We start from the raw sequence: 21,504 nt of genomic DNA, 5'->3' as shown, positions 1-21,504 counted from the left end.
CCACTCACGCCGAGCACTCCCCTGCCGCACGCACCGCCAGCCAGGGCCAGGTTGCGCGGCCCACCTCGCGCCGCCCACCCGAGCCCAGCGAGCCCCCGATCCCCACCCACCGGCACCCCGCAACCCGGCCCGCCGACCGAAACCCACCCAGAACCGCGACTACCGTGGCGCACATGAGCAACACCGAGGCCGACCCCGCCGCGCTCGCCTGTGCCGACCGGCCCGCGGCCGCCGACCCCGACCGCCCGGACGTCCAGATCCTCACCCCGCGCGACGTCCCCCTGGGCGGCCCGCGGGCCATGCGGGTCCGCCGGACCCTCCCTCAGCGGGCCCGCTCACTGATCGGCGCCTGGTGCTTCGCCGACCACTACGGCCCGGACGAGGTCACCGAGCCGGGCGCGATGGACGTCGCCCCGCACCCGCACACCGGTCTGCAGACCGTGAGCTGGCTCTTCGCCGGCGAGATCGTGCACCGCGACAGCCTCGGCACCCACGCGATGGTCCGGCCCGGCGAGCTGAACCTGATGACCGGCGGCCACGGCATCTGCCACTCGGAGGTCTCGACCGCGGCCACGAAGACCCTCCACGGCGTCCAGCTCTGGGTGGCGCTGCCGGAGCGGCACCGGCACGCGGCCCGCGCCTTCGACCACTACGTGCCGTCGGTGAACCGCATCGAAGGCGCCGAGATCCGGGTCTTCCTCGGGTCGCTGGCCGGGCGGACGTCGCCGATCCCGACGTTCACCCCGCTCCTGGGCGCGGAGCTCCTGCTGGCGCCGGACGCCCACATGTCCCTCGGTGTCGACCCCCGCTTCGAGCACGGCGTCCTCGTCGACACCGGTGACGTCGTCGTCGCCGGCACCCGGGTCCGGGCCGCGGAGCTGGGTTACCTCGGCACCGGCCTGCGTTCGCTGACGCTGAGCAACCGCGGTTCGACGCCGGCCCGGTTCCTGCTGCTCGGCGGCACACCGTTCGACGAAGAGATCCTGATGTGGTGGAACTTCGTCGGCCGGACCCACGAGGAGATCGCGGCCTTCCGCGAAGCCTGGGAGGCGGAGTCCGACCAGTTCGGCAGCGTCACCGGCTACACGGGCACCCCGCAGCGGCTGCCGGCGCCCGCGTTGCCCGCGGTCCGCATCAAGCCACGCCGCAACCCGGGTTCAGGCCAGGAACCCGGCCACGGCTGAGCCGAACGCGGCCGCGTCGTCCAGCCACGGGTAGTGCGCGACGCCGGGCAGGACGACGGCACGGCCGTCCGGGAACAGCGCGGCGAAGTCGGCGGCCACGGCCGGGCTGACGATGAAGTCCAGTTCGCCGGACAGCACCAGCACGGGCGCGGTGACGGCCCCGAGCGCGGCCCGGGTGACCTCGGGTTCGAAGGCGCCGGCGGAGTTGTAGGTCCGCGCGGCGACACCGTTGCGCTGGCCGGGTTCGGTGGCCTGGTGCCGTCGGGCGGCGGCGTCCCAGCGGCCGTAGTACATCGGCGCCACGGCGGCCCAGTCGGCGCTGGTGGCGGTCCGGGCGGCGATCGACTCGTACGCCGCGGCCGCGGCGTCGAACCAGGGCGCGCCGGCGCGCCGCGCCATGATCCGCCGCCGTTCGGCGACCGGCAGCTCGAACCCGACGGTCCGCGGGCTCGGGGCGATCAGCGCGAGCCGGCGCAGGCGGCCGGGGTACCGGGCCGCGTAGCGAACGGCCAGGCTCGCGCCGGCCGAGTGTCCCAGCAGGTCGAACCGCTCGAGGCCGAGGTGCTTGCGCAGTGCCTCGACGTCCTCGATCTGGCGGTCGCACCGGTAGGTCGCCGGGTCGGCGGGCTCCTCGGAGTCCCCGGTGCCCCGCAGGTCCAGCACGGCGAGACGACGGCGAGCACCCAGCCCGCCGAGGTCACCGAGGTACGCCCCGGCCCGCATCGGCCCGCCGGGCAGGCACACGACCGGCGGTTCGGCGCCGGACCCGGCGAGGTGGACGGCGAGCCCGGTCCCGTCCGGCGCGGAGAAGATCGGCATTCCCGACCCTGACACTCCCCGCGGCGCCGGGCAACCCTCAGACAACGGCGTCACTGCTCCCGCGCGAGGTACGCCTCCAGCGTCGCGAGCCGGTGTCCGCGGGCGAACTGCTCGACCTCCGCCGGCTCGCTCTCGCTCTCGATCAGATCGAGCAGCCGCTCGTGCTCCTCGACCGATTTCGGCGCGCGGCCCGGCACCGACGAGAACGTGCTGTCGCGGACGGCGGCCAGGCGGGTCCAACACCGCTGGACCAGGTCGACCAGGTTCGGGTTCGGGCAGGCGCTGAACAGCACCTCGTGGAACTCGGCGTTCAGCGCGGTGAACGCGAGCGGGTCGAACTCGGCGAGGCTGCGGCGCATCCGCTCGTTCAGCGAGCGGGCCCGCGCCAGCGCGTCCGGGGTGAGCAGCGGCGCGGCCAGCCCGGTCGCGGCGCCTTCGACGATCGCCACCGTCTGCATCGCGTGCCGGTAGGCGGTGGGGTCGATGGCGACGACCCGGGCGCCGACGTTCCGCTCGAACTGGATCAGCTCTTCGGCCTCGAGCCGGCGCAGCGCCTCGCGGACCGGAACGGCGCTGACGTCGAGCTCGCGGCCGATCTGGTCGAGCACCAGCCGGTACCCCGGGCCGTAGCGGCCGTCGAGGATCCGGGCCTTGATCGTGTCGTAGGCCAGCTGGGACTTGGTCACGGCCGGCCTTCCGGCGGAGGCGCTGATCATGTAGGAAACCATATATTGTCTCGCCGACGGACGACGCCCAGGAGGCCGTGCCGATGCCGATGTCCCAGCCCGCTCCCACCGCGGCCGACCTGATCGTCGACGGGCTGCGGGCCCACGGTGTGGACACCGTCTTCGGTCTGCCGGGCGTGCAGACCTACGAGCTGTTCGACAGCCTCGCCCGCACCTACGGCGAGATCCGGGTGATCGGCGCCCGGCACGAGCAGACCGTGGCGTACATGGCCTTCGGGTACGCCCAGGCGACCGGGCGCACCGGCGTCTACAGCGTGGTGCCGGGCCCCGGGGTCCTCAACGCCTCGGCCGCGCTCCTCTCGGCGCACGGGGCGAGCGCGCCCGTCCTGTGCCTGACGAGCGAGATCCCGCGCGCGTACCTCGGCCGTGGGCTCGGGCACCTGCACGAGATGCCCGACCAGCTGGCCACCCTGCGGACGATGACCAAGTGGTCGGCGCTGGTCGAGCACCCGGCCGAGGTCCCGGACGCGCTGGCGACCGCGTTCCGGGAGGCGGCGGGCGGGCGGCCGCGGCCGGTTTCGCTGGCGGTGCCGTGGGACGTGCTGGGGCTGCGCGCGCCCGCCGAGGTGACCGGCCCGCTGCCGCTCCCCCGCCCGGCCGTCGATCCGGTCGCCGTGGCCGAGGCGGCGGAGCTCCTGGACCGCGCGAAGCACCCGATGATCATGGTGGGCGGCGGCGCCCGGCACGCGGCCGCCGAGGTGCGGGCACTCGCCGAGCGGCTGCAGGCGCCGGTCGTGCCGTTCCGCGGCGGGCGCGGCATCGTGGGTGACGACCACCCGCTCGGCTTCACCTGCGCCTCCGGGTTCGAGCGGTGGGCCGAGACCGACGTCGTCGTCGGGATCGGGTCGCGGCTGGAGCTGTCCTGGTTCCGGTGGCCGGACAAGCCCGCGGGCCTGAAGACGATCCTGCTCGACATCGACCCGCGGCAGGCGACCCGGCTCGAGGCGGACGTCGCGATCGTCGCCGACGCCGCCGACTCGACAGCCGCGCTCACCGAAGCCGTCGGTCCACAAAGGACGAATCGGACCGCGGAGTTCACCGCGCTGAAGGCCGGCGTGGCCGAGCGCTTCGCCGACGTCGGGCCGGAACTGGAGTACCTGCGGGCGATCCGGGACGTGCTGCCCCGTGACGGCTTCTTCGTCGAGGAGATCTGCCAGGTCGGCTTCGCGTCCTACTTCGGCTTCGAGGTCTACTCCCCGCGCACGTTCGTCACCTGCGGCCACCAGGGCACGCTCGGCTTCGGCTACCCGACCGCGCTCGGCGTGCAGGCGGCCCACCCCGGCCGTCCGGTGGTTTCGGTGGCCGGCGACGGCGGCTTCATGTTCGCCGCGCAGGAGCTCGCGACGGCCGTCCAATACGGACTGAACGTGGTGGCGGTCGTGTTCGACAACGGCTACTACGGCAACGTCCACCTCGACCAGGAGCGGCTGTTCGAGGGCCGGGCGCTGGGCGGGCGGCTGCGGAACCCGGACTTCGCCCGGCTGGCCGAGACCTTCGGCGCGCTCGGCCTGACCGCGCGCACCCCGGAAGACCTGCGCGGCGCGCTGGAGAAGGCGTTCGCCGCGGGCCGGCCGGCGTTGGTGCACGTGCCGTGCGAGCTGGGCGTCGGCGCGTCGCCGTGGAAGTACCTGATGCCGAAGTCGGACCGCAGCTAACCGGCGGCTACGCGCGCCAGCGCGGCGAACACCCGCTCGACGTCGGCCGGGGTCGTCCGCCAGTTGCTGAAGGCGGCGCGCAACGCGGGGCGGCCGGCGTACACGGTCGGGGTCAGGAACGTCGTCCCGTCTTGGGTGATGGCGCGGACGAGTGCGTCGATTTCGTCCTGGGTGACGTCGGCGGCGGGGCCGAAGCAGACGACGTTGAGCCGCACCGGCGCGAGGAGCCGCCAGTGCGGGGAAGCGTCGATCCGGCTGCCGAGGTCACGGGCCAGCGTGATGCAGCGCTCGACGATCTCGCGGTGCCCGTCCCGGCCGTAGGCCACGAGCGAGAACCAGGCCGGGAGGGCGCGCAGCCGCCGGGAGTTCTCCGGGGTGAGGTGCAGGAAGTCCGGGGTCTCGCCGATTTCGCCCAGGTAGGCGGCGTTGTTGCTGAACACCCGCAGCTGCAGGTCGCGGCGCCGGGTGAACTGGACGGCCGAGTCGTAGGGAACGTTGAGCCACTTGTGGAGGTCGACGACCACGGAGTCGGCCGCCGCCAGGCCCGCGACCAGCGCCGCGTGCTCCGGGGCCAGTGCGGCGAACGCGCCGAACGCGGCGTCGACGTGCAGCCAGAAGTCGTGGTGCCGCTTGAGTTCCGCGATGGCGCGCAGGTCGTCGAAGTCGACGGTGTTCACCGTGCCCGCGTTCGCGACGACGATGGCCGGCCCGTCGAGCGTCTCGAGGACTTCGGCGAGCTTCGCGACGTCGATGGCTTCGCGGTCCGGGAGCACGGGAATCCTCCGCAGTGCCGAGCGGCCCATGCCGAGGAACGACAACGCCTTCAGGATGCTCGAATGCGGTGAGCCGGACAGGACGGTGACCGGGCCGAGCGCGGCAGCGCCGTCTTCGGAAACTGAGATGCCGTTCCGCTCACCGAGCCATTCCCGCGCGATGGCGAGGCCGGTCACCGTGGACATCGTGGCGCCGGTGACAAACGCGCCGGAGAACTCCGGGCCCAGCCCGAACAGCTCGGCGAGCCAGCCGACGGTCTCGCGTTCGAGGACCTGGGCCGAGGAGTCCAGGCCGCTGGCGGGGTTCTGGTCGTAGGCCGCGGTGAGCCAGTCGCCGGCCAGGGACGCCGGGGTCGCGCCGCCGGTCACGAACCCGAGGTAGCGGGGACCCGCGCTGCCCGCGAAGCCGGGCTCCCAACGCCGCGAGAACTCCTCCAGCGCCCCGCGACCGCCGACACCGTGGAGCGGCAGGGCCGCCGGCGCGATCGGGCCGGGTGAGACGGCGGCCGCCCGGTCCGGCAGCCCGGCGAGCGCCTCGCCGGCGAGTTTCCTTGTGGCGTCGAGGAGATCGGGCAGGGAGTTCAGGTCTTCGGCGAGCCTCGGGTCCATCTCCCCGACGCTAGGCCGGGCACCGCCCGCTGTCGCGGGCCAATCCCCCAAAACTGGCCCCCTCACCAGCCCCCGACGACCGTGTCGACCCCCCAATCACGCGTGTCGTCCCTTCAAGCACGCGTGTCGTCCCTCCGATCACGCGTGTCGTCCGCCCAAGCACGCGTGTCGTCCGTCCAGGCACACGTGATGCCCCTCCAATCACGCGAGATGCCCGCCCAATCACGCGAGATGCCCCCTTAATCACGCGAGATGCCCGCTCGGTCACGCGAGATGCCCGTGCAGTCACGCCAGCCGGCGGCCCAAGGACACGAACCGCCCCCTTCCGGCGCGCGGTCCGACCCGCCGGGCACGCGAACCGACCGTCCCCGGCACACGAACCGATCCCGCGGGCACGCGAAACCCGCGGGATCGGCCCCACCCGAAGTACCGCTCAACGACGCCGGAGCCGCCGGACCCGTCCCTCGGCCGGGTCGAACGTGACCCGGCGCAGCGGCCCGGTCAGCAACAACACCACCGACAGCGCCGACAACGCGGCCAGCACCATCGCGGCGACGAACTGGGCGGCGCCGGACGTCGCCGTGCCGAGGACCGCGAAACCGAACAGCACCACCGCCGGTGGGGCGAGCACGCCGCACAGCACCGGGATGGGCGGGACGCGGTCACCGTCGGGGCGGCGGGCGGACACCACCGCCGCCCCGGCGCAGGTGACCGCGGCGACCAGGAGGCAGCCGCCGACGGTGTCGCTCAACCGGTGCCAGCCCAGGGCCACGGCCGCGGCCGAAACCCAGGCGACGACGACTCCGCCCGCGACCAGCGTCGGCAGGCGGAAGCGGCGGGGCACCACGATCGCGAGCGCCACCAGCACGGCCATCGCCGCGCTGACGTGCCCGCTCGGGAAGCTGTTGTGGCTCGCGACGCCGAGCCGGTCTCCGGCGCTCGGCCGGTCCAGCACGTACAGCTTGAGCAGCTGGGCCACCACCAGGGGCGCGGCGAGCAGGAGCAGGGCCGTCACGCCGAGCGCGAACCGGCGCCGCAGCAGGGAGATCACCACGAGCAGCACCGCGACGCCGCCGAGCACGACCACCAGGTCCAGCTCCGCCAGCGGTGTCGCCCAGTTCACCGTGTGGCCGGCGGACTGAGCACTGCGGACGACGCCGTTCTCGACGCCGCGCCCGGCTTCCGTGCGCACGAAGAGCAGGTAGGCCGCGACGAAGGCGAGTGTGAACCCGGCCGCGCTCGCGGCGAGCACCGCCGTGCGGGACACGGCCCGGGTCACGAGCGCGTGGCGGCCGGTGCCGGTCGAAGGGGCGACGGGTGACGCCTCGAAGAAGATCACTGCCATGTCTCCGAGTCTGGAGACGGCATTTCGGGATCCCGTCAGCACGATGTCATGGTTTTGCTACAAGATCGACCCGGGTCGCCATGACGTGCGCTTTTCCGAATAATGGCGCCGTGGCCGAGGTACTGGTGGTAGAAGACGACGCGGCGGTGCGGGAAGGACTGCAGCTGGCCCTGCGGCGGCAGGGACACGTGGTGCACACCGCGGAATCCGGTGAGCTCGGCATCGAGGTGCTGGTGCACCACCGGCCCGACATCGTCGTGCTCGACCTGATGCTGCCCGGCATGGACGGCTTCGAGACCTGCCGCCGGATGCGGGCGTCCGGGCCGGTCCCGATCATCATGCTGACCGCGCGCAGTGACGACTTCGACGTCGTGGCCGGGCTCGAAGCGGGCGCCGACGACTACGTGGCCAAGCCCGTCGAGCCGCGGGTGCTGGACGCGCGGATCCGGGCCGTGCTGCGCCGGGCGGTCAGCGAGGCGCCGGCCGGGCCGCCGCCGGCCGCGGAACGGCACGGCGACCTGGTGATCGACCGGGCCGGGCTCGAGGTGACCAAGCGCGGCGCGCCGGTGTCGCTGACCCCGACCGAGCTGAAGCTGCTGCTGGAGCTCTCTCGCACGCCCGGCCAGGTGTACAGCCGCCAGCAGATCCTCTCCGCCGTCTGGGACCACGACTACCTCGGCGACTCGCGGCTCGTCGACGCTTGCGTGCAGCGGCTGCGGGCGAAGATCGAGGACGTGCCGGCGAAGCCGGAGCACGTGCAGACCGTCCGCGGGTTCGGCTACCGGTTCGGCCGGTCGTGAAGCGGCTCCGCTCGTGGCTCGCGGGGCTGAGACCCCGCCTGGTCGCCGCCTTCGCGGTGATCATGATCCTCGGCGCCACCACCGCGGCCGGCGCGAGCTACGTCACCGCGCGCACCGCCATCCTGGAAGGCATCCAGGACCAGACGATGCTGAAGCTGCGCGATCAGATCCTCGCCTACCTGCCGACCGTGTCGCTGCCGCCGTCGCAGGCCACGCTCGACGCCTTCGCGACGGCGCTCAAGTCCAGTGACGCGCTCGTCGTCTACCGCGACCTGCACTCGACGTCGGGCATCCCGCCGGAGATCGTGCCCGTCGAGCTGCGCCGGGCCGTGGCGAGGAGCACGAACATCCAGTTCCAGCGGGTCGACGCCCAGGGGTTCCCGATGTTCTTCGTCGGGATCCCGGTCCAGTCGACGAGCGGCACGCCGACCGGGCTCGAGGTCTACGCGGGGGTGCCGCTGACCCAGCAGGCGGCCGCGATCGACGAGCTGGCCCGTCAGGCGTGGGTGTACTCCGCGCTCGCCCTGCCGGTCGCGGTCGCGGTGGCGCTGCTCGCGGCGCGGCAGGTGCTGCGACCGGTGCGGGCGCTGAACACCGCGGCGAACCAGCTCGGCCGGGGCCGGCTCGACGTGCGGTTGCGCGTCACGGGCGCGGACGAGCTGGCGGAGCTCGTCACGACGTTCAACAACACGGCGGCGGAGCTCGAGCGCACGGTCGGCACGCTGCGCGCGATGGAGGCCGACGCGCGGCGGTTCGTCGCCGACGTCTCGCACGAGCTGCGGACGCCGCTGGCGGCGATGAACGCGGTCACCGACGTCCTCGACGAGGACGCCGAGCAGCTGCCGCCGGACACCGCGGTCGCCGCGCGGCTCGTGTCGGCGGAGACGCGGCGGCTGACCCGGCTGGTGCAGGACCTGATCGAGATCTCCCGGTTCGACGCCGGACGCGCCGAGCTGCGCCGGGAGGAGCTGGACGTCGCCGCGGCGGTCACCGACAGCCTCGCCGCCCGCGGCTGGGAACCGGGCGCGGACCTGGTCGCGGACCTGCCGTCCGGGATCGCGGCGCGGCTGGACCGGCGGCGGCTGGACATCGTCGTGGCGAACCTGGTCGGCAACGCGGTGCGCCACGGGGCGCCGCCGGTCGAGGTGGTGCTGCGGCAGGAGCGCTGGGACGTCGTGCTCACCGTCACCGACCACGGGCCGGGCATCCCGGAGGCGGTGCTGCCGCGGGTGTTCGACCGCTTCGCCAAGGCCGACACGGCGCGGGCGCGGTCCGAGGGCAGCGGGCTGGGCCTGTCGATCGCCCGCGAAAACGCGCGGCTGCACGGCGGGGACATCGTCGCGGCCAACACCGGTTCCGGCGCCCGGTTCGAGCTGCGCCTGCCGCGGGACTCGTCGTGAAGCGGCTCTTCGTCCTGTTCACGGTGCTGCTGCTGGCCGGCGCGTGCGGGGTCAAGCCGACCGGGGCTGTCCCGGCCGGGCCGGCGCCGACGCTGCGGAACCCGGGCGGCGGCGGTGGCACGGACGTGACCCTCTACTTCGTCATCGACGGGCGGGTCACCCCGGTGACGCGCCGGACCGGCATCCCGGTCGGTGTCCCCACGGCGCTCTCGATGCTGCTGAACGGGCCGACCTACGAGGAGCAGGCCAACGGGTACGCCACGATGCTGCCGCAGTGGACCGGCCCGATCACCCTGAACCCCGGGCCGCCCGCCGTGATCACCATGGACTTCCCGCTGAAGCAGCTCACGTCGGTCGGGACCAACCAGCTGGTCTGCACGGCGTTCGCGGCGCTGGCCGCCGAAAACCGGTACTCGGTCGACGGCACCATCACCCTCGACGGTTCGGACGGCGGGGAGCCGGGCCTGACCTGTCAGGCGTTCTGAGCCGCCGGCACCGTGGCCGAGGCGACGAACAGCGGGATCGCGAGGAAGAACCGGCCCGCCGCCACCCGCGCGGCCTGCTCCGCCCGCCACGCCTCGATCTGGGCTTCCGTCGCGACTCCGGCCGGGCGGGCCGCGGCGGCGAGACCGTCGAGCAGGGGCAGCAGGGTGCCCTCGGTGTCGACCATCGTCCTGACCTCGACCGCGATCTCCCCGAACCCGGCGTCGACCAGCAGGGCCCGGTACTGGCGTGCCGCGCGGGGACCCGCGACCGTGTCCGCGCGGGCGTGGACGATCGCCCGGGTCAGCGCCGGGCGGTCCGAGTCGAGGACCAGCGTGTCCCAGTCCTGGCCGCAGAGCACCACCCGGCCGCCCGGCGCCAGCACCCGCCGGGCCTCCCCGACCGCCGCCGCCGGGTCGGTGAGCTCGTGCAGCACCTTGTCGGCGCGGTAGCCGCGGAACCCGCCGTCGGCGAACGGGAGCCGGAGCACGTCGGCTTCGACGAACGCGAAGCCGCGGGTGCGGGCCGCCGCCAGCATCCGCGGGTCCCGGTCGGCGCCGATCGCCTGGATCCCGCGGGCACGCAGCTCGGCGACCGCCCGGCCCCCGCCGCAACCGACGTCGAGCACCCGGTCACCCGGCCGGCACCGCAGCAGCTCGTACGTCACCTCGCGCACCTCGGTCGCGCCGGGCTGCGCGTCCGCCCGGTCGAGCCGGGCCAGCAGCGGGTGTTCGGGGGCCATGCCCCCTATCGTCGGACCTCAGGGCGGCTTGAGGTCAAGGAAAACCTCAGCCCGGGTACGGGCGGACCAGCCGGGCTTCGGCCAGGGCCCGGGCCCACCAGCCGAGCTGGTCGAGCAGCGCCTTCGCCGCGACGGCCGCGCCGTCGTCCTTCGGCAGGCCGTCGGACCCGAACCGCGCGTGGGCGCCGTGGAAGCTCACCGTCTCGCGGATCGTGACCGCGTGGAGCTCGGCGAACACCGCCCGCAGGTGCTCGACGGCGCGCAGGCCGCCGGAGATCCCGCCGTAGGAGACGAACGCGACCGGCTTGGCCGTCCATTCGGAGCGGTGCCAGTCGATGGCGTTCTTCAGCGAGGCCGGATAGCTGTGGTTGTACTCCGGGGTGACGACGACGAACGCGTCCGCGGCCTCGAGCCGCGGCGTCACCTTCGCGACCTCGGCAACGACCTCGGCCGATGGCGCGGCACCGAACGCCGGCATCACCAGCGGCAGGTCGGGCTCGGCGAGGTCGACGACGTCGACCTCGAACCCGCCGTGCTCGCCCGCGACCCCGGCCAGCCAGTCCGCCACCACCGGGCCGAACCGTCCTTCCCGGACACTTCCCACGATCACCGCGACCCGTACGGGAGCTTCGGACACACTTCCTCCTTGACACAGCGGCATTGTTGCCGTCCGGGCCAGGATGAGACCTCAAGCTCGCTTGAAGTCAAGCACGCGGCTGTGGTTGGCTGGCACCATGGTGAACGCCACAGCCCGGACCCTGCCGGACTTGACGGTCGGCGAGCTCTCCCGCCGCAGCGGGGTGCCCGCGTCGGCCCTGCGGTTCTACGAAGACGAAGGGCTCATCCGCAGCCGCCGCACTGCCGGGAACCAGCGCCGCTACTGCCGCGACGCGCTGCGGCGGGTGACCTTCATCCGGATGTCCCAGCGGGTCGGGATGCCGCTCTCGGCGATCCGGGAGGTGCTCGCCCTGCTGCCGGACGACCGCACGCCGACCCGCGCCGACTGGGCGCGGATCTCGCGGTGCTGGCAGGACGACCTCAACGCGCGGATCCGGCAGATGGAACAGCTGCGTGACCAGCTGGGCGACTGCATCGGCTGCGGCTGCATGTCGCTGGCGAAGTGCCGGCTCGCCAACCCGGGCGACCGGCTCGGGGCCGACGGCCCGGGTCCGCAGCGGCTCGCCGACCACCGCGGTGACGGCTACGAGGACTAGCGGCGCTCCAGCAGGCCTCGGATGAACATCGCCTGCCCGGCGTGCTGGATGTCGTCGTCGAGGACGCTGACCAGCCGCACGCCCAAGGTGACCGGCGGGTCCCAGGCCTCGTCGACGACCCGGTCGAGCTTCGCGCCGTCGAGCCCTTCGAGGAACTTCACGGTCTGGTCGTGCACGGCGTCGTAGTAGCCGGTGAGCAGGCCGGGGTCGCTCACCCGGACCGCCTCGACGTCCGCCGGGCGGTGGCCGTAGCCGGTGTCGCCGGCCGGGAACGGCAGGCCGAACCGCGAAAGCCAGTCCTGGCCGGTCCACACCTGCTCGGTCCCGGCCACGTCGGCGACGTGGTCGTCCTGGACGCGGGTCAGGTGCCACACCAGCCAGGCGATCGAGTTGGCCTCGTCGTCCAGCCGGGTCCGGAGCTGCTCGGCGGAGAGTCCTTCCACCGCCGCGTGCACGTTCTCCCGGACCCGGCCGAAGCCGTCGACGAGCAGTTCGGCCACGTTCATCCCGCTTGCCTCTCGTTGCTGATCCCGTTCACCGGCGTGCTACCCGATCATGCCCGCCGGCAAACGGTTCCCGCTAGCGCGGCAGCAGCTGGTCGAAGAACGAGCGGTAGCGCCGCAGCGCGACACGCAGGTCCTCGGTGGCCGGCTCGCCGTGCCGCCACTGGCCTTCCAGTTCGCTCTTGTGCTCGGCGAACGTGGTGGCCAGCGCGCTGATCACGGCCGCGACCAGCTCGTCGGCCTCGCGGACGGCCTGCTGCGGGTCGTCGACGAACCCGGTCTGGACGTTCTGCCAGCGGTCGCGGAACCCGGTGACCTTCTCCGAGTCGATCAACGGCGGTGCTTCGTCGCCGGCGTCCGATCCGTGGCGGCCGGCGCCCGGCCGCGCGTCGGCGGCCGTGTCCGTGGTGGTGCCGGTGGTGGTGTCCGAAGCCGTGTCCGCCGGGGCTTCCGGCTGGGCCGACGCCGACGCCAGGTCGGCGGTGCTCAGGTTCTGCCCGGCGCCGCGGGCGGAGTCGGCCCCCGACTCGTGGAAGCCGTCCTGCTCCTGGCCGGGGACGTCGGTGCCGTCGTCGCGGAGGTCGGCCGGCTCACGGACGTCGTCGCGGTCGGTGAGGTCGTCGTCGTGTTCGGCGCTGTGCCTGGTGAGGTGGTCGGTCATGGTCAGCGTCCTCCGTTCCACTCGGTCCGCGGCTGTGCGGACGCCTGTCGCTCGGGCTGGTCGGTGTCGGTGTCGGTGTCGCGGCGGTCGGCACGGTCGCGAGCGCTGTGGTCGTGCCCGTTCCGGCGCTCGTGGTGGTCGTGCCCGTGGTCGTGCCGGTCGTCGTCGTGCCGGCCGTGCCGGTCGTCGTGGTGCTCGTCGTCGCCGTCGGTCAGCAGGTCCTCGAAGACCGTGCGGTAGCGGACCATCGCGTCGCGGAGGTCCTCAGTGGACGCTCCGTCGCGCTTCTGCTGCGTGCTGTGCGCGGCGCGGTAGTCCTCCAGGGTCTTGGCGTGCCGCACCGAAAGGTCCTGCACCTGCTGCTCGTACCCCTCGGTCGGGTAACCGCGTTCGGCCATCAGCGCGACGAGCACCTGGTCGGCCTCCGCGACCGCCATGGCCGGCTGGTCGACGAACTTTTCCTGCACCAGGGCCCACTTCTGGGTGTAGCGCTCGCGCGCCGACGCCGAGAGCGGCCGGATGTCGAGCTCCTTGTGCCGGCGTTCGCGCTCGGCCAGTTCCCGTTGCGCCGCACGCGGGTTGTCGCTCTCCTTGACCGCCCGGTCGTACTCCGGGCCGAAGCGCTGCTGTAGTCGTTTTCGCTGCATCTCTTGCGTCACAAGCCAAATCACGGCGCCGAGAACCGCGATGGCCACGACGACGATCACCACGATCAGCCAGGTGGGCATTGCACAAAACTCCTTTGCGGATGTCGCCCCCGATGGGTTCCGTGTGCCCGGAACCCGGGGCCCGAAACGCCGTTTGCCCGCGATTCGGCCGACCGGCGGCGCGGATACGGCCGGATGCCGTGCCGCCCAGCGGGTGTAACGACGATAACAATCGAGGACTAGCGTCGTTAACGCCTGAGTGCTATCGTCGATAACAGAACGACGGAAGCGGTGCTACCAGCGCCGCCGGACGGAAGAGGACCCGATGAGCACCACCGAGACCCGCGTCGCGATCGTCACCGGCGGCTCCCGCGGCATCGGCCGCCAGGTCGCCGAGCGCCTGGCCGCCGACGGCATGGCGGTCGTCGTCAACTACGCCGGCAACAAGAAGGAGGCCCAGGCCGCCGTCGACGCCATCACCGAGCGGGGCGGGCAGGCGATCGCCGTCCGCGCCGACGTGGCCGACCCGGCCGCGGTCGCGGAGCTGTTCGACACCGCGGAACGCACCTATGGCGGCGTCGACGTCGTCGCCCACCTGGCCGGGGTCATGACCGCGCCGACCCCCATCGCGGACACCGACTTCGACGTCCTCGACCGGGTGCACCGCACCAACATCCGCGGCACGTTCGCCGTGGCCCAGCAGGCCGCGAAGCGGGTGCGCGACGGCGGCGCGGTGATCACCACCTCGACGTCGGTGCTGGGCCTGAACCTGCCCGGTTACGGCATCTACAACGCCACCAAGGGCGCGGTCGAGGCGATCACCATGATCCTGGCGCGCGAGCTGCGCGGCCGCGACATCACCGTGAACACCGTCGCCCCCGGGCCGACCGCGACCGCGCTGTTCCTCGACGGCAAGGACGAAGAAACGATCGACCGGATGGCCAAGCAGCCGCCGCTCGAGCGGCTCGGCCGGCCCGAGGACATCGCCGAGGTCGTCGCGTTCCTCGCCGGGCCCGCGCGCTGGGTCAACGGCCAGGTGCTGCGCGCCAACGGCGGAATCGTCTGAGCAACCCCACCTACCGCAAAGGACAGAGTCATGATCATCGTCGTCACCGGCGCCTCCAGCGGGATCGGCGCCCTCTCCGCCCGGGCGCTGGCCCGCAACGGCCACACCGTCTACGCCGGGATGCGTGCCACCATCGGCCGCAACGCGCCGCAGGTCGAGGCCGCCGCCGCGTACGCCCGTGAGCACGGCGTGGACCTGCGCTCGGTCGAGCTGGACGTCTCCAGCCAGGACTCCGCCGACGCCGCGATCGCCGCGATCGTCGCCGAGCACGGGCGGCTGGACACCGTGGTGCACAACGCCGGGCACATGGTGCTCGGCCCGGCCGAGGCCTTCACCCCCGACCAGCTGGCCCAGCTCGACGACACGAACGTGATCGGCGCCCAGCGGGTCAACCGCGCCGCCCTGCCGCACCTGCGGGGCCGGCGCGACGGGCTGCTGGTGTGGGTGTCGAGCAGCAGCGTCCGCGGCGGCACCCCGCCGTACCTCGCGCCGTACTTCGCGGCGAAGGCGGCGATGGACAGCCTCGCGGTGTCGTACGCGGCGGAGGTGGCCCGGTTCGGGATCGACACCGCCATCATCGTGCCGGGCGCGTTCACCTCGGGCACCAACCACTTCCCGAACTCGGGGCGGCCGGCCGACGAGGCCGTCGCGAACGCCTACGAAGAGCGCTACGCGGGCCTGAGCGACCACGTCGCGGCGAAGCTGGCCGAGATCACGCCGGCGGACGCGGACGTCGCGCAGGTGGCCGAGGAGCTCGCGAAGGTCGTCGAGCTGCCGAAGGGGAAGCGGCCGTTCCGGACGCACATCGACCCGTCCGACGACGGCGGCTGGCTGGTCGCGGAGGTCGGCGACCGGATCCGCAGCGAGTTCCTGCGCCGGATCGACCTGGCCGACCTGCTCAGCCCGTCGGCCGGCTGAACCGGGTGACGATCACGTGGTCCTTGGCCGGGCCGCGGACCGCCCACTCCTGCTGCCAGCGGCGCGCGTCGAGCACGCGGTAGCTGCCGCGGTAGAGGTCGTCGCGGCAGGGGTGGTCGGTCCGCCAGTGCCCGGTGCGCAGGTCGAGCGCGTGGAAGAAGCCGCCGTGGTCGAAGTGCACGTCGGCCTGACCGGCCGCGGTGGGCCGGTAGTGCAGCGTGCGCGTCACCGGGCCGCGGTACGTGCCGAGGCGCATCTCGCCGGCTTCGTGGTAGACGAGGACGCCGTCCTCCTCCGTGAAGGTGGCGGTGCCGCTCACCTCGCCCGCCGGATCCCCCGCGGCGGTGAGGATTTCGCGGTCGAGCCGCCACTCGCCGGTGAAATGCGCGGCCAGGTCGGGAACCGGGAAGTACTCGTCCATCACGACCAGTGTGGCACCGGCGGACGGGCGGCGCGCCGGAGAGGGCGGCCGGAAGTTGTCGGACCCCCGCTCTAGACTCGGCCGCGTGGCAGAGACCGAGTTCGCGACCGTGTCCGACGCGCTGGAGACCCTCCGGCGCGTGTTCGGCTACGACGCCTTCCGCGGCGACCAGGCGGCGATCGTCGAGCACGTGATCGGCGGCGGTGACGCGCTCGTGCTGATGCCCACCGGCGGCGGGAAGTCGTTGTGCTACCAGATTCCCGCGCTGGTGCGGCCGGGTGTCGGGGTGGTGGTGTCCCCGCTGATCGCGTTGATGCAGGACCAGGTCGACGCCCTGCGCAACGCCGGGGTCCGCGCCGGGTTCCTGAACTCCACGCAGGACTACGCGGCCCGCCAGGAGGTCGAAACGGCGTTCCTCTCCGGCGAGCTCGACCTGCTCTACCTGGCACCGGAACGGCTTTCGGTCGAATCCACCGTGCGGCTGCTCGACCGCGGCAAGATTTCGCTCTTCGCGATCGACGAGGCGCACTGCGTCGCCCAGTGGGGCCACGACTTCCGGCCCGACTACCTCCAGCTCTCCGCGCTGCACGAGCGCTGGCCGGACGTGCCGCGGATCGCGCTGACGGCGACGGCCACCGAGGCCACGCACAAGGAGATCTCGGCCCGGCTGAACCTGGACGAGGCGCGCCACTTCGTCGCGAGCTTCGACCGGCCGAACATCCAGTACCGGATCGTCGGCAAGAACTCGCCGCAGCGGCAGCTGCTGGAGCTGCTGCAGACCGAGCACAAGGGGGACGCGGGGATCGTCTACTGCCTGTCCCGGAACTCGGTCGAGAAGACCGCGGAGTTCCTGGTGCAGAACGGAATTCCCGCTGTGCCCTACCACGCGGGGCTGGATGCGCGCACCCGCGCGAAGCACCAGTCGCGGTTCCTGCGCGAGGACGGGCTGATCGTGGTCGCGACGATCGCGTTCGGCATGGGCATCGACAAACCGGACGTCCGGTTCGTCGCGCACCTCGACCTACCGAAGTCGGTCGAGGGGTACTACCAGGAGACCGGCCGGGCGGGGCGTGACGGGCTGCCGTCGACCGCGTGGCTCGCGTACGGCCTGCAGGACGTCGTGCAGCAGCGGAAGATGATCGACACGTCCGAAGGGGACGACGCGCACCGGCGCCGGCTGGGCGCGCACCTCAACGCGATGCTCGCGCTGTGCGAGACGGTCGAGTGCCGGCGCGTGCAGATCCTCAACTACTTCGGGCAGGCGGCCGAGCCGTGCGGCAACTGCGACACGTGCCTGAACCCGCCGGAGAAGTGGGACGGCACGATCCCGGCGCAGAAGCTGCTCTCGACGATCGTGCGGCTGCGCAACGAACGGCGGCAGAAGTTCGGCGCCGGCCAGGTGATCGACATCCTGCTCGGCAAGTCGACCCCGAAGGTCACGCAGTTCCAGCACGACACGCTCAAGACGTTCGGCATCGGCACCGAGCTGCGCGAGCCGGAGTGGCGCGCGGTGGTGCGGCAGCTGCTCGCCCAGGGCCGGCTCGCGGTCGAGGGTGACTACGGCTCGCTGGTGCTCACCGAGGCGAGCGCCGAGGTGCTGGGCGGCGAGCGCCAGGTGATGCTGCGCCGCGAGCCCGAGCGCGCGGCCGCCGCGAAGGTCCGCGGCACGCGTAAGGCCGCCCCCGCGGTCGACATGCCCGCGGAGGCGGCCCCGCTGTTCGAACGCCTGCGTGCCTGGCGGGCCGGGGTCGCGAAGGAGCAGGGCGTGCCCGCGTACGTCGTCTTCCACGACGCGACCCTGCGTCAGATCGCGACCCAGCGGCCGGCTTCCCTGGCCGACCTGGGCACGGTCAGCGGGGTCGGCGAGAACAAGCTCGCCAAGTACGGCGAGGGTGTCCTCGAAGCCCTGTCGGCCGAGTGACCTACGGGGTGGCCGGTCCCGGCCGCCCGGCCGGCCCCGGCTGCCCGTCCGGGCCGGTCACGGAGTTGACCTTGCGGACCGCGCCCGCGATGTGCTCGTGGTACTTGCCCTTGGTCTTGTCGTCGACGAACTTGGCCGCCTTGCCGACGTACTGGTTCACCTTTTCGGGGTTCTTCTTGGCGTAGGCGCGGGCGGCGCCGGCGGCTCCGGCCAGCACGGTGAGCTTGCGCAAGAAAGCCACGGTGGTCCTCCCTCTTCGGTTACGGTCATCCTGACAACGCGGACGAACCCCCCAGAGGTTCCCCGTGTGACCCAGCCCAAACCCGGCCGCGCTGGCGGCGGCGGCGGAAAATCGCGCGCGGATCCCCGCCGGAGGACCCTAGGCTCGTGATCATGCGCGACCTGGCCACCCTGCCGAAGGCCCACCTGCACGTCCACCTGGAGAGCACGATCCGGCCGGGCACGCTCCGTGAGCTCGGCGCGGCGAACGGCGTCGACGTCCCGGACGAGCCGCCGGTGTTCGACGGCTTCCGCGCCTTCGCCGACTACAACACGCTCGTCCGGGCCTGTCTGCGGCGTCCGGAGGACTTCGAGCGGATCGCCCGCGAGTACTGCGAAGACGAAGCCGCCCAGGGCACGCGCTACGCCGAAGTCACCTTCACCGCGGCGTCGCACGGGGAACGGCTCGGTGACCCGGAAATGCCGCTGGCGTCCGTCCTCAAAGGACTTTCGGGACTCGAAACCCGGCTCGTGCTCGACCACTCGCGACGCCGTTCGGTCGAACGAGCCGAGCGCACCCTCGAACTCGCGCTGAAGTACGACGAAGTCTTCGCGATCGGCATGGCCGGTGAAGAGAACCACTCGCTGCGGCCGTTCGCCACAATCTTCGAGAAGGCCCACGCCGCCGGGCTCCACCTCCTGCACCACACCGGCGAGGACGCGGGCCCGGACAGCATCCGCGAAGCCCTCGACGTCGGCCGCACCGAACGCCTCGGCCACGGCATCCGGGTGCTCGAAGACCCCGCACTGGTCGCCGAGGTCCGCGAGCGCGGCCTGGCGCTGGAGGTCTGCCCGTCCTCGAACGTGACGCTGGGGCTGGTGCCGTCCCTGCCCCAGCACCCGCTCCCCCGGCTGCTCGACGCCGGGCTGGCGGTCACGCTCAACACCGACGTCCCGTCGGTCACCGGTGCGCCGCTGGCCGCCGAGTACGCCCGCATCCGGGACGCGTTCGGTTACGACGACGCTGTGATGGCGGACTTCGCGCGGGCGAGCGTCAGGGCGTCCTTCGCTCCCGAAGCGACCAAGAAGGCGATGCTGCGGGACATCGACGCGTGGCTCACACCGGCAGCAACCGGGTGACCAGCGTGGACAGCTGCTGCACCGTGCGGCACTCGTGCATCTCCACGACGTCGGCGTACTCCAAGGCCGCCGAGTCGCCGGTGGACCACAACGAGCGTCGTTCCGGGTTGAGCCAGTAGACGTGCCGGGCGCGGGCCTTGATCTCGCGGACCGCGTCGAGGTTCGGGTCACCGCCGTTGGTGCGGGCGTCGCCGAGGATCAGCACCGACGTGCTCGGGCCGACCGCGTCGAGCCAGTTCGCCGTGAACTGACGCAGTGAGCCGCCGTAGTCGCTGTGGCCGTCCCAACGCACCAGCGCGGCTTCGGACAGCATCCGCGCGCCCAGGTGTTCGGGGTCCGCGACACCGGTCGTGACCAGGTGGGTGACCTCGTCGGCGCTGTCGACGAAGGCGAACACGCGGATCTTGCTGAACTGGTCGCGCAGCGCCTGCACGAGCAGCATGGTGAAGTTCGCGAACCCGGCCACCGACCCGGAAAGATCGCACAGCAGCACGATTTCCGGCCGGCCGGGCCGCCGGTGGCGGTAGGCCGGGCGCAGCGGCACCCCGCCCGTCGACAGCGACCGGCGCAGCGTGCGGCGCAGGTCGATCTGGCCGCGGGTGGTGCGCTTGCGGCGGGCGGCGAGGCGCGTCGCCAGCTTGCGCGACAACGGCTGGATCGTCCGCCGCAGCTCGGCGAGCTGGGCGCGGCTGGCGATGAGGAAGTCGACGCGGTCCGGCGCGGGCGCGATCGCGTGCTTGGCGACGCGCTCGCGGCCGCGGACCTCGGCGGCCCGCCGGCGCGCTTCGGTGCGGACGCGGCCGCGGAACCCTTCGACCCGGCGGCGGATCTCGTCGCGGTCGAGCCGGTCGGTGAACTCGCCGCGCGCGCCGCCGCCGCGGACCGCGGCCAGCACGCGGGCGATGAGCGTCTGCGGCTGGAGCCGCTCCAGGGTCTGGTGGGCCGAGAAGCCACCTCCCGGGCCGGACGCCGAGCCGTACTGGCCGAGCATCTCGACGGCGAGCCCGGCCAGCTGGTCGAGCGCCTGCTGGTCACCGTCAGTGAGAGCTGCGGCGAGCTCTTCACGCAGCTCTTCGAGCGTGGCCGGCGGGTCTTCGCGGGCGCGTTCCGGCGCGCCGATCCCCGCGGGGAAGTACAGGTCGAACGCGGCGTCGAACACCGCGCGCTGCCCGCCCCGGCGGACCAGGGCGGCGGCCAGGCCCTCGCGGACCAGCGCCCGGTCGTCGAAGCCGAGGACCTCCAGCGCGGCCGCGGCGTCGACCGTCTCGGCGGGCCCGGCCGGGATGCCCTGGGCCCGCAGTGCCTTGACGAACGACGCGAGCCGCTCCGGCACACCGCCGGTCACGACGCGTCCAGGACCTGTTCGAGCTTCAGGCCGGCGCCGGCCTTGGTGATGTCGTCCTGGTGCTTGAGCACCACGCCGAGGCTCTCCCGCACGACCCGGTCGTCCAGGGTGGTCGCGCCGAGCGCGAGCAGCGTGCGCGCCCAGTCGATGGTCTCGGCGACCGACGGCAGCTTCCGCAGGTCCATCGCGCGCAGGGCGGAGATCACCCGGACGACTGAATCCGCGAGGGCGTCGTTGATGCCCGGGACCTTGAGCCGGACGATCTCGCGTTCGAGCTCTTCGTCCGGGAAGTCGATGTGCAGGAACAGGCACCGGCGGCGCAGCGCCTCGGACAGCTCGCGCGTCGCGTTGGAGGTCAACACGGCGAACGGCGCGCGCGTCGCGGTGATCGTCCCCAGTTCCGGCACGGTCACCTGGAAGTCGCCGAGCACCTCCAGCAGCAGGCCCTCCACCTCCATGTCGGCCTTGTCGGTCTCGTCGATGAGCAGCACGGTCGGCTCGTCGGAGGAGATCGCGGTGAGCAGCGGGCGACGCAGCAGGAACTCCTCACCGAAGATGTCGGTGCGGGCCTGCTCCCACGTCTCGTCGCGGCCGGCGGTGATCCGCAGCAGCTGCTTCGCGTGGTTCCACTCGTACAGCGCGCGGGCCTCGTCGATGCCTTCGTAACACTGCAGGCGCACCAGCCGCGAGCCGCTGACCTGGGCGACGGCCTTGGCGAGCTCGGTCTTGCCGACGCCGGCCGGGCCTTCGACGAGCAGCGGCTTGCCGAGGCGGTCGGCGAGGAACACCGTGGTCGCCACGGCCGTGGACGCCAGGTAGCCGGCCTCGGCCAGTTTCGCCGACACGTCGTCGACGGAGGTGAAGAATCCGGTGCCCACCAGTGGCCTCCTAAG

The 21,504-nt window shown here is 72.8% G+C and carries 23 protein-coding genes; 10 read left to right on the top strand and 13 right to left on the bottom strand.

What is annotated here, in order from left to right:
• The first annotated feature begins 173 nt into the window (after positions 1–173).
• Complete coding sequence (locus ACZ63J_RS40410) at positions 174–1,184, top strand: pirin family protein (protein WP_465439869.1); 1,011 nt, start codon at positions 174–176, stop codon at positions 1,182–1,184.
• Here the strand turns inward: ACZ63J_RS40410 and ACZ63J_RS40405 are convergent.
• Together ACZ63J_RS40405 and ACZ63J_RS40400 are read right to left on the bottom strand one after the other, a co-directional pair.
• The gene (locus ACZ63J_RS40405) at positions 1,158–2,003 is read right to left on the bottom strand and encodes an alpha/beta fold hydrolase (protein ID WP_465399216.1); all 846 of its coding nucleotides are present in this window, start codon (positions 2,001–2,003) and stop codon (positions 1,158–1,160) included. The two genes, ACZ63J_RS40410 and ACZ63J_RS40405, sit on opposite strands and share 27 nt — an antisense overlap.
• Before the next feature lie 50 nt (positions 2,004–2,053).
• Complete coding sequence (locus ACZ63J_RS40400; protein WP_465399217.1) at positions 2,054–2,731, bottom strand: GntR family transcriptional regulator; 678 nt, start codon at positions 2,729–2,731, stop codon at positions 2,054–2,056.
• 41 nt (positions 2,732–2,772) lie between these two features.
• Here ACZ63J_RS40400 and ACZ63J_RS40395 point away from each other — a divergent pair, with 41 nt between their 5' ends.
• Positions 2,773–4,404 carry a thiamine pyrophosphate-dependent enzyme gene (locus ACZ63J_RS40395; RefSeq protein ID WP_465399218.1) on the top strand — a complete coding sequence of 544 codons (1,632 nt, stop codon included), beginning with the start codon at positions 2,773–2,775 and terminating at the stop codon, positions 4,402–4,404.
• On the opposite strand, the gene ACZ63J_RS40390 is transcribed toward ACZ63J_RS40395, so the two are convergent.
• Both ACZ63J_RS40390 and ACZ63J_RS40385 read right to left on the bottom strand, forming a co-directional pair.
• The gene (locus tag ACZ63J_RS40390; RefSeq protein WP_465399219.1) at positions 4,401–5,786 is read right to left on the bottom strand and encodes a pyridoxal phosphate-dependent decarboxylase family protein; all 1,386 of its coding nucleotides are present in this window, start codon (positions 5,784–5,786) and stop codon (positions 4,401–4,403) included. The two genes, ACZ63J_RS40395 and ACZ63J_RS40390, sit on opposite strands and share 4 nt — an antisense overlap.
• Positions 5,787–6,219: 433 nt before the next feature.
• A complete protein-coding gene (locus ACZ63J_RS40385; protein ID WP_465399220.1) occupies positions 6,220–7,131 on the bottom strand; it encodes a phosphatase PAP2 family protein in 912 nt (303 codons plus the stop codon).
• A gap of 110 nt (positions 7,132–7,241) precedes the next feature.
• Between ACZ63J_RS40385 and ACZ63J_RS40380 the strand changes: the two genes are divergently transcribed.
• The 3 genes from ACZ63J_RS40380 (at position 7,242) to ACZ63J_RS40370 (ending at position 9,816) form a co-directional block, all read left to right on the top strand.
• Positions 7,242–7,931, top strand: coding sequence for a response regulator (locus ACZ63J_RS40380; RefSeq protein WP_465309952.1), 690 nt, complete (start codon positions 7,242–7,244; stop codon positions 7,929–7,931).
• A gap of 62 nt (positions 7,932–7,993) precedes the next feature.
• Positions 7,994–9,331 (top strand): ATP-binding protein, encoded by a 1,338-nt coding sequence (locus tag ACZ63J_RS40375; protein ID WP_465399621.1) that lies wholly within the window; start codon positions 7,994–7,996, stop codon positions 9,329–9,331.
• The gene (locus ACZ63J_RS40370; protein WP_465399221.1) at positions 9,328–9,816 is read left to right on the top strand and encodes a hypothetical protein; all 489 of its coding nucleotides are present in this window, start codon (positions 9,328–9,330) and stop codon (positions 9,814–9,816) included. Before ACZ63J_RS40375 ends, ACZ63J_RS40370 begins: the two co-directional genes overlap by 4 nt.
• On the opposite strand, the gene ACZ63J_RS40365 is transcribed toward ACZ63J_RS40370, so the two are convergent.
• Both ACZ63J_RS40365 and ACZ63J_RS40360 read right to left on the bottom strand, forming a co-directional pair.
• Positions 9,804–10,556 carry a methyltransferase domain-containing protein gene (locus tag ACZ63J_RS40365; protein WP_465399222.1) on the bottom strand — a complete coding sequence of 251 codons (753 nt, stop codon included), beginning with the start codon at positions 10,554–10,556 and terminating at the stop codon, positions 9,804–9,806. The genes ACZ63J_RS40370 and ACZ63J_RS40365 overlap by 13 nt on opposite strands.
• 46 nt (positions 10,557–10,602) lie before the next feature.
• Positions 10,603–11,193 carry an NADPH-dependent FMN reductase gene (locus ACZ63J_RS40360; protein ID WP_465399223.1) on the bottom strand — a complete coding sequence of 197 codons (591 nt, stop codon included), beginning with the start codon at positions 11,191–11,193 and terminating at the stop codon, positions 10,603–10,605.
• Between the two features lie 97 nt (positions 11,194–11,290).
• On the opposite strand from ACZ63J_RS40360, the gene soxR reads away from it, so the two are divergent.
• Positions 11,291–11,770, top strand: a complete 480-nt coding sequence (soxR, locus tag ACZ63J_RS40355) for a redox-sensitive transcriptional activator SoxR (RefSeq protein ID WP_465399224.1) — start codon at positions 11,291–11,293, stop codon at positions 11,768–11,770.
• Here soxR and ACZ63J_RS40350 read toward each other — a convergent pair.
• The 3 genes from ACZ63J_RS40350 to ACZ63J_RS40340 all read right to left on the bottom strand — a co-directional run bounded on the left by ACZ63J_RS40350 (position 11,767) and on the right by ACZ63J_RS40340 (position 13,662).
• A complete protein-coding gene (locus tag ACZ63J_RS40350; RefSeq protein WP_465399225.1) occupies positions 11,767–12,276 on the bottom strand; it encodes a mycothiol transferase in 510 nt (169 codons plus the stop codon). The two genes, soxR and ACZ63J_RS40350, sit on opposite strands and share 4 nt — an antisense overlap.
• Positions 12,277–12,349: 73 nt before the next feature.
• On the bottom strand, positions 12,350–12,934 hold the full coding sequence (locus tag ACZ63J_RS40345; RefSeq protein WP_465399226.1) for a hypothetical protein: 585 nt from the start codon (positions 12,932–12,934) through the stop codon (positions 12,350–12,352).
• A 2-nt stretch (positions 12,935–12,936) separates the two neighbouring features.
• On the bottom strand, positions 12,937–13,662 hold the full coding sequence (locus ACZ63J_RS40340) for a hypothetical protein (RefSeq protein ID WP_465399227.1): 726 nt from the start codon (positions 13,660–13,662) through the stop codon (positions 12,937–12,939).
• A 244-nt stretch (positions 13,663–13,906) separates the two neighbouring features.
• On the opposite strand from ACZ63J_RS40340, the gene ACZ63J_RS40335 reads away from it, so the two are divergent.
• Both ACZ63J_RS40335 and ACZ63J_RS40330 read left to right on the top strand, forming a co-directional pair.
• Positions 13,907–14,647 (top strand): SDR family oxidoreductase, encoded by a 741-nt coding sequence (locus ACZ63J_RS40335; protein WP_465399228.1) that lies wholly within the window; start codon positions 13,907–13,909, stop codon positions 14,645–14,647.
• Positions 14,648–14,677: 30 nt separating this feature from the next.
• Positions 14,678–15,565, top strand: coding sequence for an SDR family oxidoreductase (locus ACZ63J_RS40330; protein ID WP_465399229.1), 888 nt, complete (start codon positions 14,678–14,680; stop codon positions 15,563–15,565).
• Here the strand turns inward: ACZ63J_RS40330 and ACZ63J_RS40325 are convergent.
• Positions 15,546–15,986, bottom strand: coding sequence for a DUF6314 family protein (locus tag ACZ63J_RS40325; protein WP_465399230.1), 441 nt, complete (start codon positions 15,984–15,986; stop codon positions 15,546–15,548). The two genes, ACZ63J_RS40330 and ACZ63J_RS40325, sit on opposite strands and share 20 nt — an antisense overlap.
• A gap of 85 nt (positions 15,987–16,071) precedes the next feature.
• Here ACZ63J_RS40325 and recQ point away from each other — a divergent pair, with 85 nt between their 5' ends.
• Positions 16,072–17,907, top strand: a complete 1,836-nt coding sequence (gene recQ, locus ACZ63J_RS40320) for a DNA helicase RecQ (RefSeq protein WP_465399231.1) — start codon at positions 16,072–16,074, stop codon at positions 17,905–17,907.
• 1 nt (position 17,908) lies between these two features.
• Here the strand turns inward: recQ and ACZ63J_RS40315 are convergent, their stop codons facing one another.
• A complete protein-coding gene (locus ACZ63J_RS40315) occupies positions 17,909–18,148 on the bottom strand; it encodes an antitoxin (RefSeq protein WP_465309940.1) in 240 nt (79 codons plus the stop codon).
• Positions 18,149–18,300: 152 nt separating this feature from the next.
• Between ACZ63J_RS40315 and add the strand changes: the two genes are divergently transcribed.
• Positions 18,301–19,266, top strand: coding sequence for an adenosine deaminase (gene add / locus ACZ63J_RS40310; RefSeq protein WP_465399232.1), 966 nt, complete (start codon positions 18,301–18,303; stop codon positions 19,264–19,266).
• Here the strand turns inward: add and ACZ63J_RS40305 are convergent.
• Positions 19,244–20,611, bottom strand: coding sequence for a vWA domain-containing protein (locus tag ACZ63J_RS40305; RefSeq protein WP_465399233.1), 1,368 nt, complete (start codon positions 20,609–20,611; stop codon positions 19,244–19,246). The genes add and ACZ63J_RS40305 overlap by 23 nt on opposite strands.
• Positions 20,608–21,489, bottom strand: coding sequence for an AAA family ATPase (locus ACZ63J_RS40300; protein WP_465399234.1), 882 nt, complete (start codon positions 21,487–21,489; stop codon positions 20,608–20,610). Before ACZ63J_RS40300 ends, ACZ63J_RS40305 begins: the two co-directional genes overlap by 4 nt.
• Between the last annotated feature and the right edge of the window lie 15 nt (positions 21,490–21,504).

The organism is Amycolatopsis sp. NPDC104863 (assembly GCF_055582965.1).
The sequence above is the reverse complement of the archived record's forward strand: the minus strand, read 5'-3'. Positions and strand labels throughout refer to the sequence as shown.

Excerpts from the sequence above, each read along its gene's own strand:
- ACZ63J_RS40400 (WP_465399217.1), bottom strand. The coding sequence starts at position 2,731 with ATGGTTTCCTACATGATCAGCGCCTCCGCCGGAAGGCCGGCCGTGACC.
- ACZ63J_RS40330 (WP_465399229.1), top strand. The coding sequence starts at position 14,678 with ATGATCATCGTCGTCACCGGCGCCTCCAGCGGGATCGGCGCCCTCTCC.
- ACZ63J_RS40395 (WP_465399218.1), top strand. The coding sequence starts at position 2,773 with ATGCCGATGTCCCAGCCCGCTCCCACCGCGGCCGACCTGATCGTCGAC.
- ACZ63J_RS40390 (WP_465399219.1), bottom strand. The coding sequence starts at position 5,786 with ATGGACCCGAGGCTCGCCGAAGACCTGAACTCCCTGCCCGATCTCCTC.
- ACZ63J_RS40385 (WP_465399220.1), bottom strand. The coding sequence starts at position 7,131 with ATGGCAGTGATCTTCTTCGAGGCGTCACCCGTCGCCCCTTCGACCGGC.
- ACZ63J_RS40410 (WP_465439869.1), top strand. The coding sequence starts at position 174 with ATGAGCAACACCGAGGCCGACCCCGCCGCGCTCGCCTGTGCCGACCGG.
- ACZ63J_RS40325 (WP_465399230.1), bottom strand. The coding sequence starts at position 15,986 with ATGGACGAGTACTTCCCGGTTCCCGACCTGGCCGCGCATTTCACCGGC.
- ACZ63J_RS40365 (WP_465399222.1), bottom strand. The coding sequence starts at position 10,556 with ATGGCCCCCGAACACCCGCTGCTGGCCCGGCTCGACCGGGCGGACGCG.
- ACZ63J_RS40405 (WP_465399216.1), bottom strand. The coding sequence starts at position 2,003 with ATGCCGATCTTCTCCGCGCCGGACGGGACCGGGCTCGCCGTCCACCTC.
- ACZ63J_RS40340 (WP_465399227.1), bottom strand. The coding sequence starts at position 13,662 with ATGCCCACCTGGCTGATCGTGGTGATCGTCGTCGTGGCCATCGCGGTT.
- ACZ63J_RS40375 (WP_465399621.1), top strand. The coding sequence starts at position 7,994 with ATGATCCTCGGCGCCACCACCGCGGCCGGCGCGAGCTACGTCACCGCG.
- ACZ63J_RS40335 (WP_465399228.1), top strand. The coding sequence starts at position 13,907 with ATGAGCACCACCGAGACCCGCGTCGCGATCGTCACCGGCGGCTCCCGC.
- soxR (WP_465399224.1), top strand. The coding sequence starts at position 11,291 with ATGGTGAACGCCACAGCCCGGACCCTGCCGGACTTGACGGTCGGCGAG.
- add (WP_465399232.1), top strand. The coding sequence starts at position 18,301 with ATGCGCGACCTGGCCACCCTGCCGAAGGCCCACCTGCACGTCCACCTG.
- ACZ63J_RS40345 (WP_465399226.1), bottom strand. The coding sequence starts at position 12,934 with ATGACCGACCACCTCACCAGGCACAGCGCCGAACACGACGACGACCTC.
- ACZ63J_RS40350 (WP_465399225.1), bottom strand. The coding sequence starts at position 12,276 with ATGAACGTGGCCGAACTGCTCGTCGACGGCTTCGGCCGGGTCCGGGAG.